This window comes from Pseudomonas sp. JS3066, assembly GCF_036328175.1.
Taxonomy (GTDB): domain Bacteria; phylum Pseudomonadota; class Gammaproteobacteria; order Pseudomonadales; family Pseudomonadaceae; genus Metapseudomonas.
In genome coordinates this window covers 1,028,716-1,052,846 of sequence record NZ_CP143312.1, presented here as the reverse complement: position 1 = coordinate 1,052,846, position 24,131 = coordinate 1,028,716, and the positions used below count along the sequence as shown (strand labels likewise).

Below are 24,131 nucleotides of genomic sequence, written 5' to 3'. Positions count from 1 at the left end.
GTCGGACGCATGCCAAAACTATGACCGGACGGTGCTGATTTTTTCTTTCTATTTTCGGGTTTCAACGCCAGACTTGCGCATGATCCTTCCAACAAAAACAAGTTTTCGGACTGATTCATGCAGAACCCTCTGAGTCCCATTGACCGCAAGATCTTGCGCCTACTGCAGCATGACGCCGACCTTTCCGCCGCCGAAGTGGCCGAAAGGGTGGAGCTGTCGCAGTCACCATGCTGGCGACGAATTCATCGCATGCAGGAAGACGGGTTGATCGAACGCAAGGTGGCCCTGCTCAATCCCAAATTGCTGGGTTTCTCGATCACGGTGTTCGTCAACATCAAGCTCTCCGCCCACGGCCGCAACAACCTCACGGAGTTCGAGGAGGCCATCGTCGGCTATCCGGAAGTGCTGGAGTGTTACACCATGGCCGGTGGCTCGGACTACCTGCTGAAGGTGGTGGCCAAGGACATCGCCAGCTACGAGCGCTTCCTGCGGGACCAGCTACTGCAGCGGCCCCATGTGCTGGAGGCGCACTCGAACATCGCCATGAGCGAGGTCAAGCGCACAACGGAGCTGCCGCTGGATTGAGGATTAGGCCGAATCAGGCCAGGCGACGGGGCGGTGTTCTTCGATGAGCTGCAGCAGGCGCTGGCAGGTCTCGGCGATGGAGCCGGAGTTATCCAGCAGGCAGAGGTCGGCGTTTTCGCCAGCGAGCAGGGTGTCGGCGAACCCGGTGTTGCGGGCCAGGCGAGCTTCGATCTCCTCCGCCGATTCACGACCACGGGTATGCAGGCGTCGACGCAGTACATCGTCCTCGACCGTCAACAGCACAGCCAGAAGGTGCGGGTAGCGCCGACGGGCTTCGGGAAGGTAGCCACGGGAACCGTTGACCAGCACGTCGTCGCCTGTTTCCAGCCAGTCGTCGATCAACCGGGGAATCCCGTAGGACAGGCCATTGGCGTACCAGCTCATGGCGAACTCGCCACGCTCCTCACGCTCGGCGAAGGCCTCGGGACTGACCGCCTCGGCGAGTTCCCCCTTGGCTTCTGCAGAACGGGTGATGACCCGGCGCGCTACGCGGCAGCCCTGCGCGTCCGAGCGCTCACGCACGGCATCGAGCAGGCTGTCTTTGCCGGAACCGGAAGGGCCTATCAGGTAGATGAGCCTGCCTTTCATGGGAACACCTGGAGGAATGCTAGTGGCCAAGGATCACAGCCGGGATTCGAAGAAATTCACCGCGAAAATTTTGAACCGCTTTTATGACAGCGCAAAGGATTCTTTTGCATAGGGCGTGGTCTGACAACTGCAGCTACCCTTTAGCATGATGGCCAGACAGCATCATGATGCCTTCATGGACCTTGAATGGGGCTTCGAGGGGCAATGCGGCTGTCGGACCGTGGTCAATGAAGGTTCTAGAGCGCTGGAAGAGGCATCCTGGAATTGTCTGGAAATTGTTCAGCCACTCGCAATTCGGACAATTGGTGCTGGCCAAAAGCCGCTATAATGATCACAATCCGACACCAAATTGACGTCAAGGAAACGTTTTGCTGACCTTAGGGTCATACCGATTCGAATCGCGAAACTGGTTGAACAATTGCTGCTAAGGACAGTCAAACCGGTGACAATCTTGCAGCTCATTGCCAGCATCGCTTTCCTGAACTAACCGGTTGAATGTATGCGCCCTATGAAACAGGCTATCTATTCCAGTCGCACGGCTGACAAATTCGTCGTTCGTCTCCCCGAGGGTATGCGAGAGCGCATTGCTGTCGTGGCCCGCAACCACCATCGCAGCATGAACTCCGAGATCATCGCCCGCCTCGAGCAGAGCATGCTCCAGGAAGGCGCGCTGGACGAAGGCGTTTCCATGCGCCTGGACAGCCCAGAGCTGACCCTGCATGAGCGCGAGCTGCTGCAGCGCTTCCGTCAGCTGTCGCGGCGCCAGCAGAATGCCCTGGTTGCCCTGATTGCCCACGATGCGGAACTGGCGGCTGAGGAATCCTGAAGCTCCCCGCATTGAATGAAAAAACCGGCTATTGCCGGTTTTTTCATGCCTTCGATTCGGAAGGGCCCCGCCTGGGACAGTCGCACTAACGAAAAAGCCGCCCTGCGGAGGCGGCTTCTTCGTTCATTCGATCTCAGAGCAGGAACAGGGTGGCCAGGCCAAGGAAGATGAAGAAGCCGCCGCTATCAGTCATGGCCGTGATCATCACACTGGAACCCATCGCCGGGTCGCGCCCCATGCGCGTCAGGGTCATGGGAATCAGTACCCCCATCAGCGCCGCCAGCAGCAGGTTGAGGGTCATCGCCCCCGTCATCACCACGCCCAACGACCAGTTGCCATATAGATAGTAGGCAACCGCCCCAATCACCCCACCCCAGATCAGGCCGTTGATCAGGGCTACACCAAGCTCCTTGCGCAGCAGGCGCGAAGTATTGCCGGGGCCCATCTGGTCCAGGGCCATGGCGCGGACGATCATGGTGATGGTCTGATTGCCCGAGTTGCCGCCGATGCCAGCAACGATCGGCATCAGTGCCGCGAGTGCTACCAGCTTCTCGATGGAGCCCTCGAACAAACCGATCACACGGGACGCGATGAACGCAGTGACCAGGTTGACCGCCAACCAGGCCCAGCGGTTACCGACCGACTTCCAGACCGAGGCGAAGATGTCTTCCTCTTCGCGCAGACCGGCCATGTTGAGCACTTCGGTCTCACTTTCTTCCCGGATCAGGTCGACCATTTCGTCGATGGTCAAACGACCGATCAGCTTGCCGTTCTTGTCCACTACCGGTGCCGATACCAAGTCATAGCGCTCGAACGCCTGGGCAGCATCGTAAGCATCCTCATCCGGGTGGAAGCTCACCGGGTCGGTGGCCATGACTTCGGCCACTTCCTTGTCCGGGTCATTCACCAGCAAACGCTTGATGGGAAGAACGCCCTTGAGGACGCCATCGTAGTCCACCACGAAGAGCTTGTCGGTGTGGCCGGGCAGCTCCTTGAGACGGCGCAGGTAACGCAACACCACTTCGAGGGCCACATCATCGCGGATGGTGACCATCTCGAAATCCATCAGCGCGCCGACCTGGTCTTCCTCGTACGACAGCACGGAGCGAACACGCTCGCGCTGCTGCGCATCGAGGGAGTCCATCAGCTCATGGATCACATCCCGCGGCAGCTCGGGCGCAAGGTCCGCCAGCTCGTCGGCGTCCATCTCCTTGGCAGCCGCGAGCAGCTCGTGATTGTCCATGTCCGCGATAAGCGTTTCGCGGACCGCATCGGACACTTCAAGGAGGATGTCGCCGTCGCGCTCAGCCTTGACCAGCTGCCAGACCGTCAGACGGTCCTGGAGCGGCAGGGCTTCGAGGATGTGGGCGATGTCGGCAGGGTGCAACTCGTCCAGCTTGCGCTGCAGTTCCGCGAGGTTCTGGCGGTGGACGAGATTTTCAACGAGGTCGCGATGCTGGCCTTCCTGACGATGCGTCAGGTCTTCCACCAGCTTGTGGCGATGCAGCAGTTCGATAACCTGGGCCAGACGGTCCTGCAGGCTCTCTTGCGGCTTTTTGGCTTCTACTTCAGTCATATAGCGCGCTCCACCCCCAGTGGCAGAGCACGCCAGAAGGGGTCAAACAGTCATTTCGCGATTGTGCAATCGGGATTCTGAGTAACTACTGGGTAAGTCCATGATGGTTGTCCGAATGCCCCGGCGGGGCTGACCGCGCAATGATAACACCGCCGTTAGACTCACGCGTTACAAAATCATGGAAAGAACAATCGCTTGCATCGCAAAGCTGGGATTGCCTTCACCCTCCTGCGACGTCGGCACGCATCTGTAGGACACGCGCACGCGTGGAGATTCAGCGGATACCCTCGAGAGCCCATGCCAAGGAGAAGGCGCCATGAAACGACTCTCGATCCTCATCGTCACCGCCCTGCCCTGCTGGCCACAGCCCCCATTGAACGCGGCATCTGTCTTCCGCTGCAGCGATGCCGAGGGCAACGTCAGCTTCAACCAGCACGGCTGTCCAGTGGGCAGCCATGCCGAGCAACATCGCACCAGGACGCCAAACATCTTGAGTAGCGAACTGATACCGGGCGAACTGGGTGAGTCGTACTTTCCGATTCAGAAATGGGATAACCCCGAACTTCCTCAGGAAATAGTAGTGGTCGGTGAGCGGGAGGAGGTATGCGGCAACGTGATTTCGCCGCAGGATCGGCGCAAGGCGATTATCCGCAAGCAGATTCGCAGCGGCATGACCCGCTCAGATGTCGAGAGCGCCTTGGGCAAGCCGGACCGAATTAGCGGAAGCAGTGGCAAGTTGCGCTACCACTACAAGCCTAAGAAGGGCGTCAGCTACCAGGTTGCGTTCAATGCCGAGGGATGCGTGATAGCGGGGAAGTAGAAGCGCAAAAGAAAAGGGCCTGCATTTCTGCAGGCCCTTTCGGTATGGCGCACTCAGGAGGATTCGAACCTCCGACCGCCCGGTTCGTAGCCGGGTACTCTATCCAGCTGAGCTATGAGTGCGCAGTTGGTGTTTTTAGACCAGATCACCGCTGGTTTTTTCACGACTCTGGCTACGCCACGAGTCTTGAAAATGGCGCACTCAGGAGGATTCGAACCTCCGACCGCCCGGTTCGTAGCCGGGTACTCTATCCAGCTGAGCTATGAGTGCGTTGTGGGCGCGCATTATAGGGATTTTCTTGCTTTGGTCAACTGCTTTTTCGAGAAGTTTCAATAACTTAACGATCTAGCAACCAACCACCCTACAACACGAAATATGGCGGAGAAGGGGGGATTCGAACCCCCGACACCCTTTTGAGGTGTACTCCCTTAGCAGGGGAGCGCCTTCGGCCACTCGGCCACCTCTCCGCAACACGGGGCGCATGATAACCATGTTTTCCCCGTTTGCAAAGCCAAAAATTGCAGAAAAATTAGTGGCTTGGTTCTTGGTCTTTCTCTTTCTGTATGCGCTGGTAAATTTCCTCACGGTGCACGGCAACCTCTTTGGGAGCATTGACACCAATGCGCACCTGATTACCTTTCACCCCAAGCACGGTCACAGTGACATCGTCACCCACCATCAGGGTCTCTCCGACCCGGCGAGTCAGAATCAGCATTCCTTTCTCCTTACGGATTCGTTTCGGGACAACAGTCTGCAAAAAAGAAATGGTTACGGCCCCGGCACGGAATACGGCTGGAGCTTACACCCAAGTATTGACCAGCCCCGGCAAAAGGAAAGTTCCACCGTAGCAGCCAAAAACGACAAAAGGCGCGGGGTGAGCCGCGCCTTTTGAAAATTGCCTTATTCGCCCTGTCGGTTCGGGGCGTCTAGCTCGAACGCAGTGTGCAGTGCACGCACCGCCAGTTCGAGGTACTTCTCTTCGATGACCACGGACACTTTGATTTCCGAGGTAGAGATCATCTGGATGTTGATGGTTTCCTTGGCCAGGGCTTCGAACATGCGGCTGGCTACGCCGGCATGGGAGCGCATGCCAACACCCACGATGGAGACCTTGGCAATCTTGGTGTCGCCGATCACTTCACGGGCGCCGAGTTCGCTGGCGGTCTGCTCCAGCACGCGCTGGGCGTTCTGATAGTCGTTGCGGTGCACAGTGAAGGTGAAGTCGGTGGTGTTATCGTGCGCCACGTTCTGCACGATCATATCCACTTCGATATTTGCGGCACTGATCGGGCCCAGGATCTTGAAGGCCACGCCGGGGATGTCCGGCACGCCACGGATGGTCAGCTTGGCTTCGTCGCGATTGAAGGCGATGCCGGAGATGATCGGCTGTTCCATGGATTCCTCTTCATCAAGGGTAATGAGGGTGCCCGGACCCTCCTGGAAGCTGTGCAGCACGCGCAGCGGGACATTGTATTTGCCGGCGAACTCCACCGAGCGGATCTGCAGCACCTTGGAGCCGAGGCTGGCCATTTCCAGCATCTCTTCAAAGGTGATCTTGTCCAGGCGCTGGGCCTGGGGCACCACGCGCGGATCAGTGGTGTAGACGCCATCCACGTCGGTGTAGATCTGGCACTCGTCGGCCTTCAGGGCCGCTGCCAGGGCTACGCCGGTAGTGTCGGAACCGCCACGGCCGAGAGTGGTGATGTTGCCGTGCTCATCCACACCCTGGAAGCCCGCAACCACGACGACGCGACCTGCTTTGAGGTCGGCACGGATCTTCTGGTCGTCGATCTGCAGGATGCGCGCCTTGTTGTGGGCGCTGTCGGTAAGGATGCGCACCTGGTTACCGGTGTAGGAAACCGCCGGCACGCCGCGCTTGATCAGCGCCATGGCCAGCAGGGCGATGGTCACCTGCTCGCCGGTGGAGACCATTACGTCCAATTCGCGCGGTACCGGCTGCTCGCTGATCTGTTTGGCCAGATCGATCAGACGGTTGGTTTCGCCGCTCATGGCGGAAACCACGACCACGATGTCATCGCCGCCTTCGCGGAACTTCTTCACCTTCTCGGCCACCTGCTCGATGCGCTCGACAGTGCCGACCGAGGTCCCCCCAAACTTCTGTACGATCAAAGCCATTTCAAAAGCCGCCTAATCCCGTGAAGGGCGCCCATTAAACAATCAACGCAGAACACTGCCAAGGCCCGCCGGGCGTGGGGCGGACCGTTGGTGGCGGGCCTTAGAGGCCCTGTTCGACGAACGGTGCAGCCAGGGCCAGTGCCTGCTCAAGGGCCGCAGCGTCGGTACCGCCGCCACGCGCCATGTCAGGGCGGCCACCACCCTTGCCACCGACCGCCGCCGCGGCCTGCTTCATCAGATCGCCGGCTTTGAGTTGGCCGGTCAGGTCCTGGGTGACACCGGCGACCAGTGTCACCTTGCCCTCCAGCGCACTGCCGAGCAGGATCACCGCGCGGCCGAGCTTGTTCTTGAGTTGGTCGACCAGCGCCAAAAGCGCGTCGCCGTCCAGTCCGTCCAGGCGCGCCGCCAGGACCTTCACACCTTTGACGTCGATGGCCGAAGAAGCCAGATCGTCGCCGGCAGCACTGGCCGCCTTGGCTTTGAGCTGCTCCAGCTCTTTTTCCAGCTGACGGTTGCGCTCCAGCAAGGCGGACAGTTTGTCCAGCAGGTTGTCGCGACTGCCTTTCACCAGGCCCGCGGCTTCCTTGAGTTGTTCTTCGGCACCGTTGAGGTAGGCCAGGGCAGCAGCGCCGGTCACGGCTTCGATACGACGCACGCCAGCAGCCACACCGCCTTCGCTGGTGATCTTGAACAGGCCGATGTCGCCGGTACGGGATACGTGAGTACCACCGCAGAGCTCGACGGAGAAATCGCCACCCATGGTCAGTACGCGCACCTGATCGCCATACTTTTCACCAAACAGGGCCATGGCGCCTTTGGCCTTGGCAGTGTCGATGTCGGTCTCTTCGGTCTCGACTTCACTGTTCTTGCGGATTTCGGAGTTGACGATGTCTTCCAGAGCCTTCAGCTGCTCGGGCTTGATAGCCTCGAAATGGCTGAAGTCGAAGCGCAGGCGCTGGCTGTCGACCAGCGAGCCCTTCTGCTGGACATGATCACCCAGCACCTGGCGCAGCGCAGCGTGCAGCAGGTGAGTAGCGGAGTGGTTGAGTGCAGTCGCCTGACGAACGGTGGCATCCACCTGAGCAGTGACGGCAGAACCGACGCGCAGGGCGCCATGGTCGACCACGCCGTGGTGCAGGAAGGCGCCACCAGCCTTGGTGGTATCGCGCACGTCGAATCGCAGGCCGGCGGCGGCAATGAAACCGCAATCGCCCACCTGACCGCCGGACTCGGCATAGAACGGAGTGCGATCCAGGACCAGCACGCCCTCTTCGCCTTCGGCGAGCAGCTCGACTGCCTGGCCCTCCTTGAACAAGGCAACCACCTTGGCGTCGCCATGGGTGCACACGTAACCGGTGAAATCGGTATCGGCGTCCACCTTGACCAGGGAGTTGTAATCCATGCCGAAGGCGCTGGAGGCGCGGGACATCTCGCGCTGTTTCTCCATCTCGCGCTCGAAGCCTTCCTCATCGAGGGTCAGGCCGCGCTCACGGGCGATGTCACCGGTCAGGTCCATGGGGAAGCCGTAGGTGTCGTACAGCTTGAACACCACATCACCCGGGATCACGGTGCCGGAAAGACCGGACAGGTCCTGTTCGAGGATGCGCAAGCCCTGCTCCAGGGTCTTGGCGAACTGCTCTTCCTCGGTCTTCAGCACGCGCTCGATATGCGCTTGCTGCTGCTTGAGCTCAGGGAAGGCTTCGCCCATCTCGCCCACCAGAGCTGCGACGATCTTGTGGAAGAAGGCTCCGGTGGCGCCCAGCTTGTTACCGTGACGGCAGGCGCGGCGAATGATGCGGCGCAGTACATAACCACGGCCTTCGTTGGAAGGCAGCACGCCGTCGGCGATGAGGAAGGAGCAGGAACGGATGTGGTCGGCCACGACTTTCAGCGAGGGCGCGTCATCGTTGGCGCAACCGATAGCTTCAGCGGAAGCCTTCAGCAGACTCTGGAACAGGTCGATCTCGTAGTTCGAGTGCACGTGCTGCAGCACGGCGCTGATACGCTCCAGGCCCATGCCAGTATCCACGCTCGGCGCCGGCAGCGGGTGCATCACGCCGTCCGCGGTGCGGTTGAACTGCATGAACACGTTGTTCCAGATCTCGATGTAGCGGTCGCCGTCTTCTTCCGGGGAGCCGGGCGGGCCGCCCCAGATTTCCGGGCCGTGGTCGAAGAAGATCTCGGTGCACGGACCGCAAGGACCGGTGTCGCCCATGGCCCAGAAGTTATCGGAGGCGTAAGGGGCACCCTTGTTGTCGCCAATGCGCACCATGCGCTCTTCCGGCACACCGACTTCCTTGGTCCAGATTTCGTAGGCCTCGTCGTCACTGGCGTAGACGGTGACCCAGAGCTTGTCCTTCGGCAGCTTCAGCCAATTGTCGCCGGTGAGGAATTCCCACGCGTAGTGAATGGCGTCGCGCTTGAAATAGTCACCGAAGCTGAAGTTACCCAGCATTTCGAAGAAAGTATGGTGACGCGCGGTGTAGCCGACGTTTTCCAGGTCGTTGTGCTTGCCGCCGGCACGTACGCATTTCTGGCTGGTGGTGGCACGGGTGTAGGCGCGCTTCTCCAGGCCAAGGAAGCAGTCCTTGAACTGGTTCATCCCCGCGTTAGTGAACAGCAGGGTCGGGTCGTTGCCCGGAATCAGGGAGCTGGAAGCGACACGGGTATGCCCCTTCTCTTCGAAGAAGCTCAGGAAGGCTTCACGGATTTCTGCGCTTTTCATAGGTTCTTCCACGGAAACTGCGGCCACGACGGCGGGTGCTAATCGTTATCGGCGAAGGGCGGCAAGCGGAAATCGGCGAAAAAGCAGCAGGTTCTCAAGAATATCCCGGCATTTAACGCCTGTTTCCCACATTGCGCGCGAAACTCGAAGCCGTCTGGCGACGGGCATACGAATCACCGGCAAAGGGCCGCATTATATCGGCCCTGCGCCAGCGGGATAGTCTCTTTGTGCGATAGATGGCGGCTATTTATGCGCGCCATCCGATCAGCCTTGCCGGAAAGTGGCAAAAGCCTCGATCACACGGGGAACATCGGCGGCTTGCACGTCCAGATGAGTCACCAGACGCAAGCGCGCGGCAGGGCTGACGCGAATGCCGCGAGCAGCGAGGAAGTCGCCCAGGGCGCGTGCCTGATCACCGATCTGCACGTAGACCATGTTGGTTTGCACCGGCTCGATGCTGTAACCCAGATCACGCAGGCCCGCCCCCAAGCGCTCAGCATTGGCGTGATCTTCCGCCAGACGTTCCACCTGCTGATCCAGTGCATAAATACCGGCCGCAGCCAGCAGACCGGCCTGGCGCATGCCACCACCAACCATCTTGCGCAGGCGTCGAGCCTTGGCGATCAGCGCCGCGCCACCACAGAGCACCGAACCCACCGGTGCCCCGAGGCCCTTGGACAGGCAAACGGATACCGAGTCGAAGTGCTGGGTAATCTCGCGGGCGTCCACTCCCAGCTTCACCGCAGCGTTGTACAACCGGGCGCCGTCCAGATGCAGGCCCAGACCACGACGACGAGTCAACTCGCGGGCAGCGGCCAGGTAATCAAGTGGCAGCACCTTGCCTTGCATGGTGTTTTCCAGCGCCAGCAGGCGGGTGCGTGCGAAGTGGAAATCGTCCTGCTTGATGGCAGCTTCGACCCTGGAGAGGTCCAGGCTGCCGTCAGCCTCGCCGTCGATGGGCTGGGGCTGGATAGAACCCAATACGGCGGCGCCACCGCCTTCGTACTTATAGGTATGCGCCTGCTGGCCGACGATGTACTCGTCGCCGCGCTCGCAATGGGCCATCAGGCCCAGCAAGTTGCTCATGGTTCCCGTCGGCACGAAGAGCGCTGCTTCGAAGCCCAGGCGTTCGGCCAGCGTAGCTTCCAGGCGGTTGACAGTCGGGTCTTCGCCATAGACGTCGTCGCCCAGTTCGGCGCGCTGCATGGCCTCGCGCATCCCGGGCGTGGGTTGGGTGACGGTGTCGCTACGCAGATCGATCAGGCTCATGCCGGGCTCCTTGGATGGGCGAAGGACCCGATCCTAAATGCCGGCACCAGGCGGGTACAGGTACAGAAAGAAAGAAAGAAAGAAAGAAAGAAAGGCGCAGCACCTGTTCACGAACCGACGCGCAGCAGATCGTGGACAGGTTCTCAGACGTCGGCCGGAACTATCAGGATGCCGGCACGCAGGCCGTTCTTCACCTTGGGATTGGGGAAGATGATTCGCGCCCCCTGCTCTTCCACCACCCAGCGGGTACCGGCGATGTCTTCAGCCAGCAGGTAACCGACGGGTAGCTCGCTGAAGTTCTCGATATCCGGCGCAAGGTGCAGGCGGAAGGACTCGCTGTGCTTGATGATCTCGCGCGATACCGAGAACAGTTGCAGGCCGTCCAGGCTTTCACCATCAGCCTCTGGCTCGCACCCTTCGATCAGCCCATGCAGACGCGCCTCGAGCCGGTCGAGGTTGACCTCCTCGTTGCTGCCGAACGGACGTGCCTTGCCCAGTTCCAGGGTAAAGGCCTCGGCATCCAGTCGCGCGTACGTGTAGGAGCTGAAGGTGATGCCAGTCTTGTTCTGCAGCAGCACGGCGTCGATGCCGGCAGCGCGCAGGCGCGCCAGTTCCCTGCGCGAATGCTCGCGACCTTCGACATAGGGGTAGAGGGCGAACTGTTCAATCTTCGACCCACGAATGGCGGTATGCAGGTCGTAATGCAGGCGCAAGCGGTCGGGCTTGCTGAAGAAGGCAGCCGCGTAGCGCTCCAGCTCCCCGGCGCGCATGGCTTCGAAACCACTGGATTCGGCGTGCCGACCGTTGAACAGACGGTTGATGTCCTGCTCGACGAAGCGTTCGCCACGACGAATGGCTTCAGGGTTGCCCAGCAGGAAGAGAATGCGTGTACGCGGCTTCAACTGGCCGCGTGCGATGGCCTGGACCAGGCGGTCCAGCAATTCGATCGGAGCGGTCTCATTACCATGCACCCCGGCCGAAAGCAGCAGGTCGAGCCCACTGTCTTCGGCGGCCGGCGGGGTGACGTCCAGCGCCCCCTCCCCAAGCCAGTGCAGACGCACGCCCCCGGATGTCAGCTGGATCTTCTCGGTCGGCTCTCGGCCGGCGAGGGTCAGTTCGAGCAGTTTTCCGAGGGCTAGCATCCTGTTACCTCAATCGTGATCGCAGTCGGGACCATGTACATGGTCATCATCGTCGGCGTCGGCCGGTTCCATTTCCAGTTGCAGGCTGACCAGATTGGTGGCCAGCGGGCGCAGCAGCAGGTTGGCGTACTCGGTGTCGCCCTCCTCCACGTCCACGCCAATCAGCAGCTGGCCATTGCCGGCCTGCTGGATCCAGACTTCCTTGCCCTGCCAGACGACGGCGAAGCGGGTGCAAGAAGTTTCGAGCTGGGTGCCGTCGGTATCTTCGAGGATGAGTTGCAGGGCGTCGGACATTTCAGGTTTCTCAGTTGAGCTGGAAGGGATAAACAGCGCCCAGTTTAAGGATCTGCGTCAGTTCATCCAATGCCGTCCGGCACTCCACCAGCAATTGCGGATCAGCCAGGTCGGACTCGCTGAGGCGGTCGCGATAGTGTTTTTCGACCCAGGTGGTCAGGCTGGCGTGAAGTTGCGGGGTCATGATCACCCCTTGGTTCACCGCGGCCAGTTCGTCTTCCTTCAGTGCCACGCGCAGGCGCAGACAAGCCGGGCCACCTCCGTTCTGCATGCTCTGTTTGAGGTCGAAGACCTTCACTTCGCGGATCGGACCTTGCCCCGAGGTCAGCTCGTTCAGGTAGTTCCAGACATTGGCATTGCCACGGCATTCCTCCGGCACGATCAGCAGCATGCTGCCATCGGCGCGAGTGAGCAGCTGGCTGTTGAACAGGTAGGAACGCACTGCGTCTTCCACTCCCACCGCACTGCGCGGCACGCGCACCGCCTGGAAGCGACCACCACGCTTGCCAAGCTTGCTATCCAGCTCGGCCAGCACCTTGTCGGTCTCGAGGAAGGCATCCTCGTGATAGAACAGCACTTCGCCGTTACCCACAGAAATCACGTCGTTATGGAACACGCCCTGGTCGATAACCGCCGGGTTCTGTTGAGCGTAGACCACACCTTCCGCCCCTAGCCCGTGCAGCCGGGCGACCGCATGGCAGGCTTCCAGGGTCTGCCGCGCGGGATAACGCTGCGGCGACGGGAAACGGGTGTCGAAGGCGCTGCGGCCGAAGACGAAGAATTCAACGCCTGCCTCACCGTAGCCCTTGCAGAACCGCGTGTGGTTGGCCGCGCCTTCGTCGCCGAACTGGCCTACCGCTGGCAGCGCGGCATGGTGGGCGAAGTATTTGTCGTTGGCGAACATCGCGCCCAACACGCGACTGGTGGTCGGATGCTCGATGGAACGGTGGAACTTGCAGTTCAGGTTGGCAGCAGTGAAGTGCACACGGCCATCCGCGGTATCGGCACTGGGGCTGACGGTGCAGGAGTTGGCGGTCCACATGCTGGACGCGGAGCTGCAAGCGGCCAGCAATGGCATGGCCTCCTTCGCAGCCTGGGCGATGACCTGAGCATCGGTACCGGTGAAACCGAGGCTGCGCAAGGCGTCGACGTCCTGGCGCTCCTGCGGAGCGAACACGCCCTGCTTGAAGCCCATTTCCATCAGCGCCTTCATCTTGCCGAGGCCCTGCAGCGCCGCTTCCTTCGGGTTGGAAACCGCCTGGCTGTTGCTCTGCGAGGCGACGTTACCGTAGGACAGGCCACCGTAGTTATGGGTCGGGCCGACCAGTCCGTCGAAGTTCACTTCATAGGCGTTCACAGGCTGACTCCTGGGGTAAGGGTTGCAGGCAGGGCAAGGGTTTCGCTTTCCAGCGAGGCTACCGGGTAGGCGCAGTAGTCAGCGGCGTAATAAGCGCTGGCGCGGTGGTTGCCGGAGGCGCCGACGCCACCGAAGGGCGCGCTGCTGGCGGCACCGGTCAGCTGCTTGTTCCAGTTGACGATGCCGGCACGGCTCTCGATCAGGAATTGCTGGTAACGCTCGGCTGAATCCGACAGGAGGCCGGCGGCCAGGCCGTACTGGGTGGCATTGGCCTCGGTAATCGCCGCATCGAAGTCGCTGTAGCGAATCACCTGCAGCAGCGGTCCGAAGAACTCTTCATCCGGACGCTCAGCCACGGCGGTCACATCGAGGATGCCCGGAGTCAGCAGCGCCGCGTTCTCCAGCGGCTGGGACATGGCCAGCAGCACCGAGGCACCGCCCGCGATCAGGTGGTCCTGGGCCTTGAGCAGGTGGCGCGCCGCATCCAGGGAAATCACCGAGCCCATGAAAGGTGCGGGCTGGGCATCGAATGCGCCGACCTTGATGGTACTGGCGACGCTCACCAGGCGCGCCAGCAGGGCATCGCCCCAGGCACCCTCGGGCACCAGCAGGCGACGGGCGCAGGTGCAGCGCTGGCCGGCAGAAATGAAGGCCGACTGAATGATGGTGTAGACGGCGGCATCCACATCCTGAACCTGATCCACCACCAGCGGGTTGTTACCGCCCATTTCCAGGGCGAGGATCTTGTCCGGGCGGCCGGCGAACTGCTGGTGGAGCAGATTGCCGGTGCGGCTGGAGCCGGTAAAGAACAGGCCGTCGATCCCCGCATTGCCGGCCAGGGCAACACCGGTTTCACGGGCGCCCTGCACCAGATTGAGCACGCCGGCCGGCAGGCCAGCCTCGATCCAGCATTTCACCGTCAGCTCGGCGACCTTCGGGGTCAGCTCGCTGGGCTTGAAGATCACCGCGTTGCCGGCCAGCAGCGCAGGCACGATGTGGCCATTGGGCAGGTGGCCGGGGAAGTTGTAGGGACCGAACACCGCGACCACGCCGTGGGGCTTGTGGCGCAGCACCGCCGTAGCGTCAGCCAGAGGGCCACTTTTCTCGCCGGTGCGTTCACGGTAGCTCTGGATGGAAATGGCGACCTTGTTGACCATGCTGGTCACTTCGGTGGCCGACTCCCACAGCGGCTTACCCGTTTCTTCGCCGATGCAACGGGCGAGTTCGTCGGCATGGCTGCGCAACGCCACGGCGAACTGTTCGAGAATGGCAATTCGTTCTTCCAGCGAGCGCCGTGCCCAGGCCGGGAACGCTGCACGGGCAGCCTTGACCGCTTCGTCCACCTGGACGGCGTTGGCGCCCTGGCCGGACCACACGACCGACTGCGTCACCGGATTCAGCGAATCAAAAGCCTCGCCCTGCCCTGCCTGCCAGTTACCAGCAATGAAATGAGTGCTCATTTAAACGGACTCCTTGGCCGACAGCGGAACAGCGCGAACCGAGGCACCGGCCGAGAGCTTCAGGCGCTTGGCCGTCAGTGCGTCGACCACTAGCGTTCCCGAGGCCAGGCGGGCCGGTGCAGCGGTGATGCGGCAGTCTTCGCGCTTGCGGTTATGGATCAGGAAAGGCGTAGCGTCATCACCTGGCGTACCGACGGCCAGCACCAGGCTCTGGCTGTCGCGCACAGCGCGAATCTTCGACGTTTGGCACTCGATGGCGGGACCGGCATCGAAGATGTCGACGTAGCCCTGGTAGCTGAAGCCCTCGCCCTTGAGCATGGCCAGCGCCGGCTCGGTGTCGGTGTGCACGCGACCGATGATGTTGCGCGCTGCCTCGGAGAGGAAGCAGGTATACAGCGGGAAGCGGGGCATCAGTTCGGCGATGAAGGCCTTGTTGCCGACGCCGGTGAGGTAGTCGGCGCGGGAGAATTCCATCTTGAAGAAGTGCCGTCCGAGGCTTTCCCAGAACGGGGAAACGCCGTGTTCGTCGGACATACCGCGCATCTCGGCGATCACCTTGTCACCGAACAGCTCCGGGAATTCGGCGATGAACAGGAAGCGCGCCTTGGACAGCAACCGACCGTTCAGGCCGCTGCGGTGACCGGCATGGAGGAACAGCGAGCACAGCTCGGAGTTGCCGGTCAGGTCGTTAGCCAGGAACAGGGTGGGAATCTGCCGGTGGATGTGCAGTTCCTGCGAGGCGCTGACGGTCAGGCCGACCCGGTAGTTGTACCAGGGCTCGCGCAGACCCACGGCGCCTGCCACGGCGGAAATGCCAATGACGGTGCCATCGTCGTCCTCGAGAACGAACAGGTAGTCCGCGTCGGCACGCTCGGCCTCTCCACGGAAAGCCTTCTCCGCCCAGCCGACGCGATGCGCCAGGCGCTCCTCATTGGCCGGCAGCGTGGTCAGGCCTGCGCCGGTGCTGCGCGCCAGGTCGATCAGGGCCGGTAAGTCGGCGCTGCGTACGGGACGAACGATCATAGTGCCTCCAGAAATTGCGCCCCCTTCCGTCCGGGAAGGGAGCCAGGGAGAGAGCAGTGCCCTCATCCGGCCCAACCAGGGCCACCTCCTCCCGGCGGAAGGAGGGTCAAAGACTCAAACCGCAATCAGGCGGACGCTGGCGCCTTCGCCAACACCCAGCGCTTCGGCCGCTTCCTCACCCAACACCACCGGCTTGCCGGGAACCCAGTCGAGCTCGGCGACGATCGCGCGAAAATCCTGCAGCTGGCCATTGCAAACCAGGTACTGGCGACCGCCCTTGCCCTGGTCGCCAAGCTTCACCGGAACCATGCGGCTCTGGGCGATCGAACGGATGCTCGAGGTTCGGGCATGGAGGGTCGGACCACCGTCGAAAATGTCGATGTAGTTGTCGGTCTCGAAGCCTTCGCGCATCAGGATGTCGAACGTGATCTGCGCACGTGGGTGCACCTGGCCCATGGATTCCTGGGCTTCATCCGGCAACAGCGGCACATAGATCGGGTAGTGCGGCATCAGCTCGGCAAGGAAAGTGCGGCTCTTCAGGCCCGACAGGCGTTCGGCCTCGGTGTAGTTGAGGTCGAAGAAGTTGCGCCCCACAGCGTCCCAGAACGGCGACTCGCCGTGCTCATCGCTGTAACCCACGATTTCCACCACCACGGCATCGGCGAAGCGCTCCGGGTTGCTCGCCATGAACAGCAAGCGGCCACGCGAATTGAGTTCAGCAACGGAGGTGTTCACCAGGTCGCGTTCGACGTAGAAGCTGGTCAACAGGCTGTTGCCGGTGAGGTCGTGGCAGAGCGACAGGACGTGGATCTTGTTGTGGATCGAAAGCGAGCGAGAAGCGTGGACGAAGGTCTCGTTACGGAAGCTGTAGAAGGGCTCGGAGAAACCGGCCGAGGCAACGATCGCCGAGCAACCGGCGAGACGGCCGGTCTTGCTGTCTTCCAGGACGAAGAAATAGCTCTCCTCGCCATTGAAGCTCACTTCGGCGGCGAAAGACGCCTCGGACGCGGCAATCTTCTCGCCCAGCACTTCGGCGTCATCCGGCAACGAAGTGACACCCACGGGGCTATCCGCGGCCAGGCGCTGAACTTCAGCGAGATCGGCCATTTGCGCGGGGCGCATCACCAACATGGGGGTCACTCCTTTTCTTGTTGAAGACTCCGAACGAACCAGTGGTTCCATCCAGAGAAAAGACGGGCCCCTATGGCCCGCACTCACACATGAATCTGTTCCATCCCTGGGATCGCAGCGCAGCGCTTTCCCTGCACTGCGTCCAGCAGAGACTTAAGCCTGGGTCAGCTTGGCGACGGCGCGTTCGAAGCGGTCCAGACCTTCATCGATGTCCGCATCCGGGATTACCAGGCTGGGTGCGAAGCGCACCACATCCGGGCTGGCCTGGAGGACCATCACGGCTTCCTTCTCGGCTGCGTTAAGCACGTCTTTCGCCTTGCCCTGCCAGGCTTCGGAGAGAACGGCGCCAATCAGCAGGCCCAGGCCACGAACCTCGGTAAAGATGCCGTATTTGGTGCCGATGGCCTCGAGGCGAGCCTTGAAACGGTCATGCTTGGCATTGATGCCGCTGAGCACTTCCGGGGTGTTGATCACGTCCAGCACCGCTTCAGCAACAGCGCTGGCCAGCGGGTTGCCGCCATAGGTGGTGCCATGGGTGCCCACGGACAGGTGCTTGGCGATTTCGCTGGTGGTCAGCATGGCGCCGATAGGGAAACCACCGCCCAGGCTCTTGGCGCTGGAGAGGATGTCCGGGATCACGCCGTAGTGCTCATAGGCGAACAGATGGCCGGTACGACCCATGCCACTCTGCACTTCGTCGAAGATCAGCAGCGCGTTGTGCTCGTCGCACAGCTTGCGGGCGCCTTCCAGGTAGGCCTTGTCGGCCGGCAGTACACCACCTTCGCCTTGCACGGGCTCCAGGACCACGGCACAGGTCTTGTCGGAGATGGCGGCCTTCAGGGCTTCCAGGTCGTTGTAGGGCACATGGCTGATGCCTTCCATCTTCGGACCGAAGCCGTCGGAATACTTCGGCTGGCCACCCACGGTCACGGTGAACAGGGTACGACCGTGGAAGCTGTTGGTAGCGGAGATAATCTCGTGTTTCTGCGGGCCATAGACGTCATGGGCATAACGACGGGCCAGTTTGAAAGCCGCTTCGTTGGCTTCAGCGCCGGAGTTGGCCAGGAACACGCGCTCGGCGAACGTGGCATCCACCAGCTTCTTGGCCAGGCGCAGGGCCGGCTCGTTGGTGAAGACGTTGGAGACGTGCCAGATCTTGTTGGCCTGCTCGGTCAGCGCCTTGACCAGCGCCGGGTGCGCGTGCCCCAGGGAGTTCACTGCGATACCGCCGGCAAAATCGATCAGCTCGCGACCGGATTGGTCCCAGACTCGGGAACCCTGACCACGCACCGGGATGAAAGCGGCGGGGGCGTAGTTGGGAACCATCACCTTGTCGAAATCGGCGCGCTCGACCTGCGCATGCTCAACGGACATCAGTTTCTCCTGCCATGAACGGCTAGTGATGAAAGGATTGTAGGGACTGATTCTGGGTTGGCATTGCCGCCATGCGACAACTTCTTACAGCGCCAACCCCGCTAAAACCGGCGCTTATGGAAATGCGACAGAAAGCGTCGGGAAGGCGCAGTTTAAACGCTGATCGCCACCGCTACGCACCCGTGGGGAAAATTTCTCCACGGGGTGACTGGTGGGTATTGAGCAAAGGATCGCAGGAGGAATTGTGGGAGCGAATTCATTCGCGAAATGACCGCGACAGATGCGCCGCCACTTCATGAGCAGGACTGTGTCCTGCAATCGCGAATGAATTCGCTCCCACAACGGAAGGAATTGCTTTCTTAGGTCCGCTCAGCCACAGGAGTCGGCTGCTGGGTCTCGAAGGGGCTGGCGCCGCGGCGCTGGTTGCGGTCTTCGCGCGGGGTAACACCGAAGAAATTGCGGTAGGCGCTGGAGAAATGCGGACCGGAAGAGAAGCCGCAGGACAGGCCGATCTGGATGATCGACTTGCTGGTCTGCATCAGCATCTGCCGGGCCTTGTTCAGGCGCAGCTCCAGGTAGTACTGGCTGGGTACGCGATTCAGGTACTGCTTGAAGATGCGCTCCAACTGGCGACGGGACACACAGACATGCTGAGCGATTTCGTCGGTGGTCAGCGGCTCTTCGATATTGGCTTCCATCAGCAGCACGGCCTGGGTCAGCTTCGGATGGCTGGAGCCCAGTCGATTCTGCAAAGGGATGCGCTGGCGTTCGCCACCCTCACGGATGCGCTCCACAACCAGCTCTTCGGACACCGCACCGGCCAGCTCGGCGCCGTGATCTCGGGCCAGTACCGCCAGCAAAAGGTCAAGCACCGCCAACCCACCACATGCAGTCAGACGGTCACGATCCCAGTCGAACAGATGGCTGGTCGCAATGACCTTTGGGAAGCGCTCGGTGAAGTCGTCCTGCCAACGCCAGTGCACTGCGGCACGGTAACCATCCAGAAGACCCAGCTGCGCCAACGGATAGACGCCAGCGGAGAGGCCACCGACCACGCAACCGGCACGTACCGCCTGCTTGAGCGCAGCAGAGAGTGCAGGTGAAGTCTGTGCCGGCGGCTCGTCGGCCACCAGGAACAGGCGATGCAGGCCATCGAGCTTGCCGACCCAGGCGTCGCCCGGCAGGCGCCAGTTCCCCTCGGGGGCGGGCTCGGCCTGCAGGAAGGACATGTCGTAAACCACTTCCGGATGTAGTCGCTGGGCAACGCGCAGAGCTTCTTCGGCCAGCGCCAGGGTCAGCGCCTTGGTACCAGGCCAGAGGAGAAAAGCGATTCGATGGGCAGTCATGGCAGGCAGCTTAGCAGACCCCGGAGAAAGGAAAGAGACAAGGCGAATCAGGGATTCGAATGCGCTACGGCGGCCCCGAGGCCGCCGTAGCGGAGATCACTTCAGACTGCCGGAAAGGAACTGCTTGAGGCGATCGGATTGCGGGTTTGCCAGCACTTCCTTCGGGCAACCGCGCTCTTCCACCAGGCCCTTGTGCAGGAACACCAGCTGGTTGGACACCTCACGGGCAAAGCCCATTTCGTGCGTGACCACGACCATGGTGCGGCCTTCCACGGCCAGGTCCTTCATGACCTTCAGCACCTCGCCTACCAGTTCCGGATCCAGGGCCGAAGTGGGTTCGTCGAACAACATCACTTCCGGTTCCATGGCCAGGGCACGGGCAATCGCCACGCGCTGTTGCTCACCACCGGACATGTGCGCCGGATAGGCGTCCTTGCGATGAGCCACACCCACCTTGGCCAGGTAATGCTCGGCTTTCTCGATGGCTTCCTTCTTCGGCACGCCGAGCACATGCACAGGCGCCTCGATGACGTTTTCCAAGGCGCTCATGTGCGACCAGAGGTTGAAATGCTGGAACACCATCGCCAGGCGCGAACGCATGCGCTGCAGCTGCTTGGCATCGGCCGCTTTCAGGCCGCCGTCCTTGTTGGCCACGAGCTTCAGCTCTTCTCCATTGAGGAGGATCTTGCCGCCGTGCGGCTGCTCCAGCATGTTGATACAGCGCAGGAAGGTACTCTTGCCCGAGCCGCTCGAGCCGATGATGCTGATGACGTCGCCAGCCTTCGCCGCCAGGGACACGCCCTTGAGGACTTCGTGGCTGCCATAGCGCTTGTGCAGATCTTGGACTTCCAGTTTGTACATGGTTTCGGTCTCGTTTGGCTCAGTCGCTCAGCAGGCGTCCCTGACGAATGGGTTCACGGCCGGCCACCTTGGCCAGCCAAAGTCCAGGTTGCGCAAATCGCATCCTTTCACGCGCAAACAGCACGCCGTCCACCGACGCGCAAACCACCGCATGACGGTCTTCCAGCGGGTCAATCACCTCGAACAGCGGATCGCCAGCCTTGACCTTCGCACCGGCGCTCTGGAGGAAACTCACGACCCCTGAGTGCGGTGCGTAGAGATATTCAGCTCCCTCGAACGGCGTCGCCTCGCAGCAATCCTGCGGGGCCACCGGCCACTGGCCGGTGATCAGGCCCTGGTCGGCAAGGAAGGCCAGGATGGCTTCGGCGCGAGCCTCGGCCAGCGGCTTGTCGGTATCCGCCATGCTGCCCAGCTCCACGGTCGTCGCCATGCAAGCTGGAGGAATCGACGCTTCGGGGAAACGCTGGGCCAGTCGCAACCAGGGCAGCGAGCAGGACTCATCGAATGAACTGCCGCCGGAATCTTCGGCGGTCAGCACCGCGCCGGCTTCCAGGCGAGCAGCCAACGAACGCAGTTCGCTCCAGTGCTGCGGCAGGCAATAGAGATGCACCGCTGCCTCGAAATCGCAGTGCAGATCCAGCACCAGGTCGGCGTCGCAGGCATGCTGCAACAACAGACGCTGCATACCTGTCAGCTCTGAACCCGCCGCTGGCAACGCGGCCAGCGCCTCGCCCATGGCCTCGCGGATGAGCGCCACGTTCGCAGTTGCGTCGCTACCCAGACGGCCGTCCAGGTGCTCTGCCACCAGACTGGCAAGGTCCGCGAAATCACGATTGAAGTTCTTGCCGCTACCCAGCTCGAAGCGACCCTGCTGGGCAGCCTGGACGAGCTGGCCAAGGCCGACGGGGTTGGCCACCGGCACCAACTCGATCAGGCCCTTCAGGCGACCCTGCTCTTCCAGCTCGCACAGGCGGCGCTTGAGCTCCACCGCCACTCGCATACCCGGCAGCTCATCAGCATGCAGGGACGCTTGGATGTAGGCCTTGCGCTCGCCGCTGCCGAAACGGAAAACCGTCAGCTGGCGGCGGGTCCCCAGGCATCCCCAGGGCAATTCATGGTCGATACGTTGCATGGATCAGGCCTTGCGCGGGGCCAGATAGGCCAGGTAGCGACGTTCGGCCGCCTTGAACAGGCGTACCAGAACGAAAGTCAGGCACAGGTAGAACGCACCCGCAGTGATGAAGGCTTCGAACGGCAGGTAGTACTGCGAGTTCACGGTACGCGCCGCACCGGTGATGTCGATCAGGGTGACGATGGACGCCAGGCTGGTGGTGTGCAGCATCATGATGACTTCGTTGCTGTATTGCGGCAGCGCACGACGCAGGGCCGACGGCAGCAAGATACGGCGGTAGAGCTTGCCGCGGGACATGCCCATGGCCTTGGCTGCCTCGATCTCGCCATGCGGCGTGGCCTTGATACTGCCGGCAAGAATCTCGGCGGTGTAGGCGCTGGTGTTTATCGCGAAAGCCAAGCAGGCGCAGAAGGTCGCATTGGACAGATAGGGCCAAAGCGCGCTTTCACGCACGGCCTCGAACTGGGCGAGCCCGTAGTAGATGAGGAACAGCTGCACCAGCATCGGGGTGCCACGGATCACATAGGTGTAGAGCCAGGCCGGCAAGTTCACCCAGGGCTGTTTGGAAACCCGCATCAGCGCCAGCGGCACAGCTGCGGTCAGGCCCAGCGCCAGGGAAATCGCCAGGAGCTTGAGGGTTACCAGCACACCGCCGAAGTAGAGCGGCAGGCTCTCCCAGATCACGTTGTAGTCGAAGATCATAGTTCAGCCGCCTTGATGCCCACCGAGTAACGTCGCTCCATGTACCGCAGCGCCAACAGCGAGACGCTGGTCAGCACCAGATAGAGCGCGGCAACCGCGAGATAGAAAGTGAAGGGTTCACGGGTCGCATCCGCTGCACTCTTGGCCTTGAACATCATGTCCTGCAGGCCGACCACCGAAATCAGCGCGGTGGCCTTGGTCATCACCAGCCAGTTGTTGGTGAAGCCGGGAATCGCCAGGCGGATCATCTGCGGCACGAGGATGCGGAAGAACACCTTGGCACCGCTCATGCCATAGGCCATACCCGCCTCGCCCTGCCCTTTCGGGATCGCCATGAAGGCGCCCCGGAAGGTTTCCGAAAGGTAGGCGCCAAAGATGAAGCCGAGGGTGAAGACGCCGGACCAGAAAGGATCCAGATCGATGTAGTCGTCGTAGCCGACCATGGGGGCGACGACGTTCACGATCTGCTGGCCGCCGTAGAAGATCAGCAGGATCAGCACCAGGTCGGGAATGCCACGAATCACAGTGGCGTAGGTCTCGCCCAGCAGGGACAGCCACTTGATCGGGGACAGTCGGAAGGCGGCACCGATCAGGCCGAGTACCACTGCCATGGTTATGGAAGACAGGGCCAGCAACAGGGTGAGCCAGGCACCATCGAGTATGGTCGAGCCGTAGCCGTTGAGCATGATTCAGATCCTCATGCAGCGCGCCGGGATGCTCCGGGCGGCACCGCCACAACGAAAAAGTGGCACAAACCGCTATGTGAAGTTTGTGCCACTTTCAGGGAAAAGCGATTACTCGCCGTAGACGTCGAACTTGAAGTACTTGTCCTGCACTTCCTTGTACTTGCCATTGGCGCGGATGGCGGCGATGGCAGTGTTGATCTTCTCGGCCAGGGCCGTGTCGCCCTTGCGCACGGCAATGCCAGCGCCTTCACCGAAGTACTTCTTCTCGCTGAAGGCCGGACCTACCAGGGCGAAGCCTTTGCCGGCGTCGGTCTTGAGGAAGCCGTCGTCGATGTTCACCACGTCCGCCAGAGTGGCGTCGAGGCGGCCGGCGTTCATGTCCAGGAAGATTTCGTTCTGCGAGCTATAGCGAACCACTTCGACACCGGCCGGTGCAAAAACGTCGGTGGCGTAGCGATCGTAGATGGAAGCACGTTGCACACCGACTTTCTTGCCCTTGAGGTCAGTCAGCGGGTCATTGATGACGGTGCCTTCCTTCATCGCGAGACGAGCGGGGGTGTGGTAGTACTTCTTGGTGAAGTCCACAGACTTCAGGCGCTCTTCGGTGATGGTCATCGAGGAAAGTACGGCGTCGAACTTGCGTACTTTCAGGGCTGGGATCAGGCCGTCGAACTCCTGCTCGATCCATTTGCACTCGACTTTCATCTCTGCACACAGAGCGTTGCCGATGTCGTAGTCGAAGCCGGTGATCTTTCCTTCCGGAGTCTTGTAGGCGAAGGGCGGGTAAGCGGCTTCGATACCAATGCGCAGCGGCTTGGCGTCATCTGCAATGGCGGCCAACGGCGACAACAGGGACAGCGCCATGGCGCCGAGAAGTGCAATCTTCTTCATGTTATGACTCCTTCAAAGGGATATGGCTTCTGTTGGCAGCGTGAGATTCGCCCAGACGGTCCACGAATTGTAGAAAGAGTCGTCGTCTTTGCTGGCTGAATGCCGTGGGCAAAAGGCTCCGACTGGGTGTGCGGCATTCTAGCCACAGCCCCGAAGTCGATATTTCTTCAATGCGACAACAAATTACAGAAGCACTGGAGAGGGCTC

22 protein-coding genes and 3 tRNA genes are annotated in these 24,131 nt (G+C 61.4%); 3 read left to right on the top strand and 22 right to left on the bottom strand.

All coding sequences use genetic code 11. The features are described from left to right. Positions 1-117 precede the first annotated feature (117 nt). Positions 118-585, top strand: a complete 468-nt coding sequence (locus SA496_RS05025; RefSeq protein ID WP_120652443.1) for an Lrp/AsnC family transcriptional regulator — start codon at positions 118-120, stop codon at positions 583-585. A 3-nt stretch (positions 586-588) separates the two neighbouring features. On the opposite strand, the gene phnN is transcribed toward SA496_RS05025, so the two are convergent. Further along, positions 589-1,173, bottom strand: coding sequence for a phosphonate metabolism protein/1,5-bisphosphokinase (PRPP-forming) PhnN (gene phnN, locus SA496_RS05020; protein WP_120652445.1), 585 nt, complete (start codon positions 1,171-1,173; stop codon positions 589-591). A 499-nt stretch (positions 1,174-1,672) separates the two neighbouring features. Between phnN and SA496_RS05015 the strand changes: the two genes are divergently transcribed. Further along, complete coding sequence (locus tag SA496_RS05015) at positions 1,673-1,999, top strand: Arc family DNA-binding protein (protein WP_041770386.1); 327 nt, start codon at positions 1,673-1,675, stop codon at positions 1,997-1,999. A gap of 133 nt (positions 2,000-2,132) precedes the next feature. On the opposite strand, the gene mgtE is transcribed toward SA496_RS05015, so the two are convergent. Beyond that, on the bottom strand, positions 2,133-3,575 hold the full coding sequence (gene mgtE, locus SA496_RS05010; protein WP_330115100.1) for a magnesium transporter: 1,443 nt from the start codon (positions 3,573-3,575) through the stop codon (positions 2,133-2,135). A gap of 316 nt (positions 3,576-3,891) precedes the next feature. Here mgtE and SA496_RS05005 point away from each other — a divergent pair, with 316 nt between their 5' ends. Beyond that, entirely contained in the window at positions 3,892-4,395 is a 504-nt protein-coding gene (locus SA496_RS05005; protein WP_330115099.1) for a DUF4124 domain-containing protein, read from the top strand. A 45-nt stretch (positions 4,396-4,440) separates the two neighbouring features. Here SA496_RS05005 and SA496_RS05000 read toward each other — a convergent pair. The 20 genes from SA496_RS05000 to SA496_RS04905 form a co-directional block, all read right to left on the bottom strand. Further along, a tRNA-Arg gene (locus tag SA496_RS05000) sits at positions 4,441-4,517 on the bottom strand. A gap of 71 nt (positions 4,518-4,588) precedes the next feature. Next, positions 4,589-4,665, bottom strand: a tRNA-Arg gene (locus SA496_RS04995). Positions 4,666-4,771: 106 nt separating this feature from the next. Continuing rightward, positions 4,772-4,862: transfer RNA gene (locus SA496_RS04990), tRNA-Ser, on the bottom strand. 62 nt (positions 4,863-4,924) lie between these two features. Next, entirely contained in the window at positions 4,925-5,110 is a 186-nt protein-coding gene (csrA, locus tag SA496_RS04985) for a carbon storage regulator CsrA (protein WP_003283978.1), read from the bottom strand. A gap of 185 nt (positions 5,111-5,295) precedes the next feature. Next, positions 5,296-6,531, bottom strand: a complete 1,236-nt coding sequence (locus SA496_RS04980; protein ID WP_120652451.1) for an aspartate kinase — start codon at positions 6,529-6,531, stop codon at positions 5,296-5,298. 100 nt (positions 6,532-6,631) lie between these two features. Beyond that, complete coding sequence (gene alaS, locus SA496_RS04975) at positions 6,632-9,256, bottom strand: alanine--tRNA ligase (protein ID WP_120652454.1); 2,625 nt, start codon at positions 9,254-9,256, stop codon at positions 6,632-6,634. A 264-nt stretch (positions 9,257-9,520) separates the two neighbouring features. After that, positions 9,521-10,525 carry a low-specificity L-threonine aldolase gene (gene ltaE, locus SA496_RS04970; protein WP_120652455.1) on the bottom strand — a complete coding sequence of 335 codons (1,005 nt, stop codon included), beginning with the start codon at positions 10,523-10,525 and terminating at the stop codon, positions 9,521-9,523. A gap of 143 nt (positions 10,526-10,668) precedes the next feature. Then, positions 10,669-11,667, bottom strand: a complete 999-nt coding sequence (gene astE / locus SA496_RS04965) for a succinylglutamate desuccinylase (protein ID WP_120652457.1) — start codon at positions 11,665-11,667, stop codon at positions 10,669-10,671. Positions 11,668-11,676: 9 nt separating this feature from the next. Further along, the gene (locus SA496_RS04960) at positions 11,677-11,961 is read right to left on the bottom strand and encodes a topoisomerase II (RefSeq protein WP_120652459.1); all 285 of its coding nucleotides are present in this window, start codon (positions 11,959-11,961) and stop codon (positions 11,677-11,679) included. Positions 11,962-11,971: 10 nt separating this feature from the next. Then, a complete protein-coding gene (gene astB, locus SA496_RS04955; protein ID WP_330115098.1) occupies positions 11,972-13,318 on the bottom strand; it encodes an N-succinylarginine dihydrolase in 1,347 nt (448 codons plus the stop codon). Beyond that, positions 13,315-14,778, bottom strand: coding sequence for a succinylglutamate-semialdehyde dehydrogenase (astD, locus tag SA496_RS04950; protein ID WP_330115097.1), 1,464 nt, complete (start codon positions 14,776-14,778; stop codon positions 13,315-13,317). The genes astB and astD overlap by 4 nt, the downstream gene beginning before the upstream one ends. Next, positions 14,779-15,801, bottom strand: coding sequence for an arginine N-succinyltransferase (gene astA, locus SA496_RS04945; protein ID WP_120652464.1), 1,023 nt, complete (start codon positions 15,799-15,801; stop codon positions 14,779-14,781). 114 nt (positions 15,802-15,915) lie between these two features. Beyond that, the gene (gene aruF, locus SA496_RS04940) at positions 15,916-16,932 is read right to left on the bottom strand and encodes an arginine/ornithine succinyltransferase subunit alpha (protein WP_120652466.1); all 1,017 of its coding nucleotides are present in this window, start codon (positions 16,930-16,932) and stop codon (positions 15,916-15,918) included. A gap of 153 nt (positions 16,933-17,085) precedes the next feature. Next, on the bottom strand, positions 17,086-18,306 hold the full coding sequence (locus tag SA496_RS04935; protein ID WP_120652468.1) for an aspartate aminotransferase family protein: 1,221 nt from the start codon (positions 18,304-18,306) through the stop codon (positions 17,086-17,088). A 359-nt stretch (positions 18,307-18,665) separates the two neighbouring features. Next, positions 18,666-19,652 carry a transcriptional regulator ArgR gene (gene argR, locus SA496_RS04930; RefSeq protein ID WP_120652469.1) on the bottom strand — a complete coding sequence of 329 codons (987 nt, stop codon included), beginning with the start codon at positions 19,650-19,652 and terminating at the stop codon, positions 18,666-18,668. Positions 19,653-19,748: 96 nt separating this feature from the next. Then, positions 19,749-20,513 (bottom strand): arginine/ornithine transport ATP-binding protein AotP, encoded by a 765-nt coding sequence (aotP, locus tag SA496_RS04925; RefSeq protein ID WP_028626373.1) that lies wholly within the window; start codon positions 20,511-20,513, stop codon positions 19,749-19,751. A gap of 19 nt (positions 20,514-20,532) precedes the next feature. Further along, positions 20,533-21,645: a succinylglutamate desuccinylase/aspartoacylase family protein gene (locus SA496_RS04920; protein ID WP_330115096.1), complete on the bottom strand. Its 1,113-nt coding sequence runs from the start codon at positions 21,643-21,645 to the stop codon at positions 20,533-20,535. A 3-nt stretch (positions 21,646-21,648) separates the two neighbouring features. Beyond that, complete coding sequence (locus SA496_RS04915) at positions 21,649-22,347, bottom strand: ABC transporter permease (protein WP_120652473.1); 699 nt, start codon at positions 22,345-22,347, stop codon at positions 21,649-21,651. Continuing rightward, positions 22,344-23,033 (bottom strand): ABC transporter permease, encoded by a 690-nt coding sequence (locus SA496_RS04910; protein ID WP_120652475.1) that lies wholly within the window; start codon positions 23,031-23,033, stop codon positions 22,344-22,346. The genes SA496_RS04915 and SA496_RS04910 overlap by 4 nt, the downstream gene beginning before the upstream one ends. A 108-nt stretch (positions 23,034-23,141) precedes the next feature. Then, a complete protein-coding gene (locus SA496_RS04905; protein WP_120652476.1) occupies positions 23,142-23,924 on the bottom strand; it encodes an ABC transporter substrate-binding protein in 783 nt (260 codons plus the stop codon). Between the last annotated feature and the right edge of the window lie 207 nt (positions 23,925-24,131).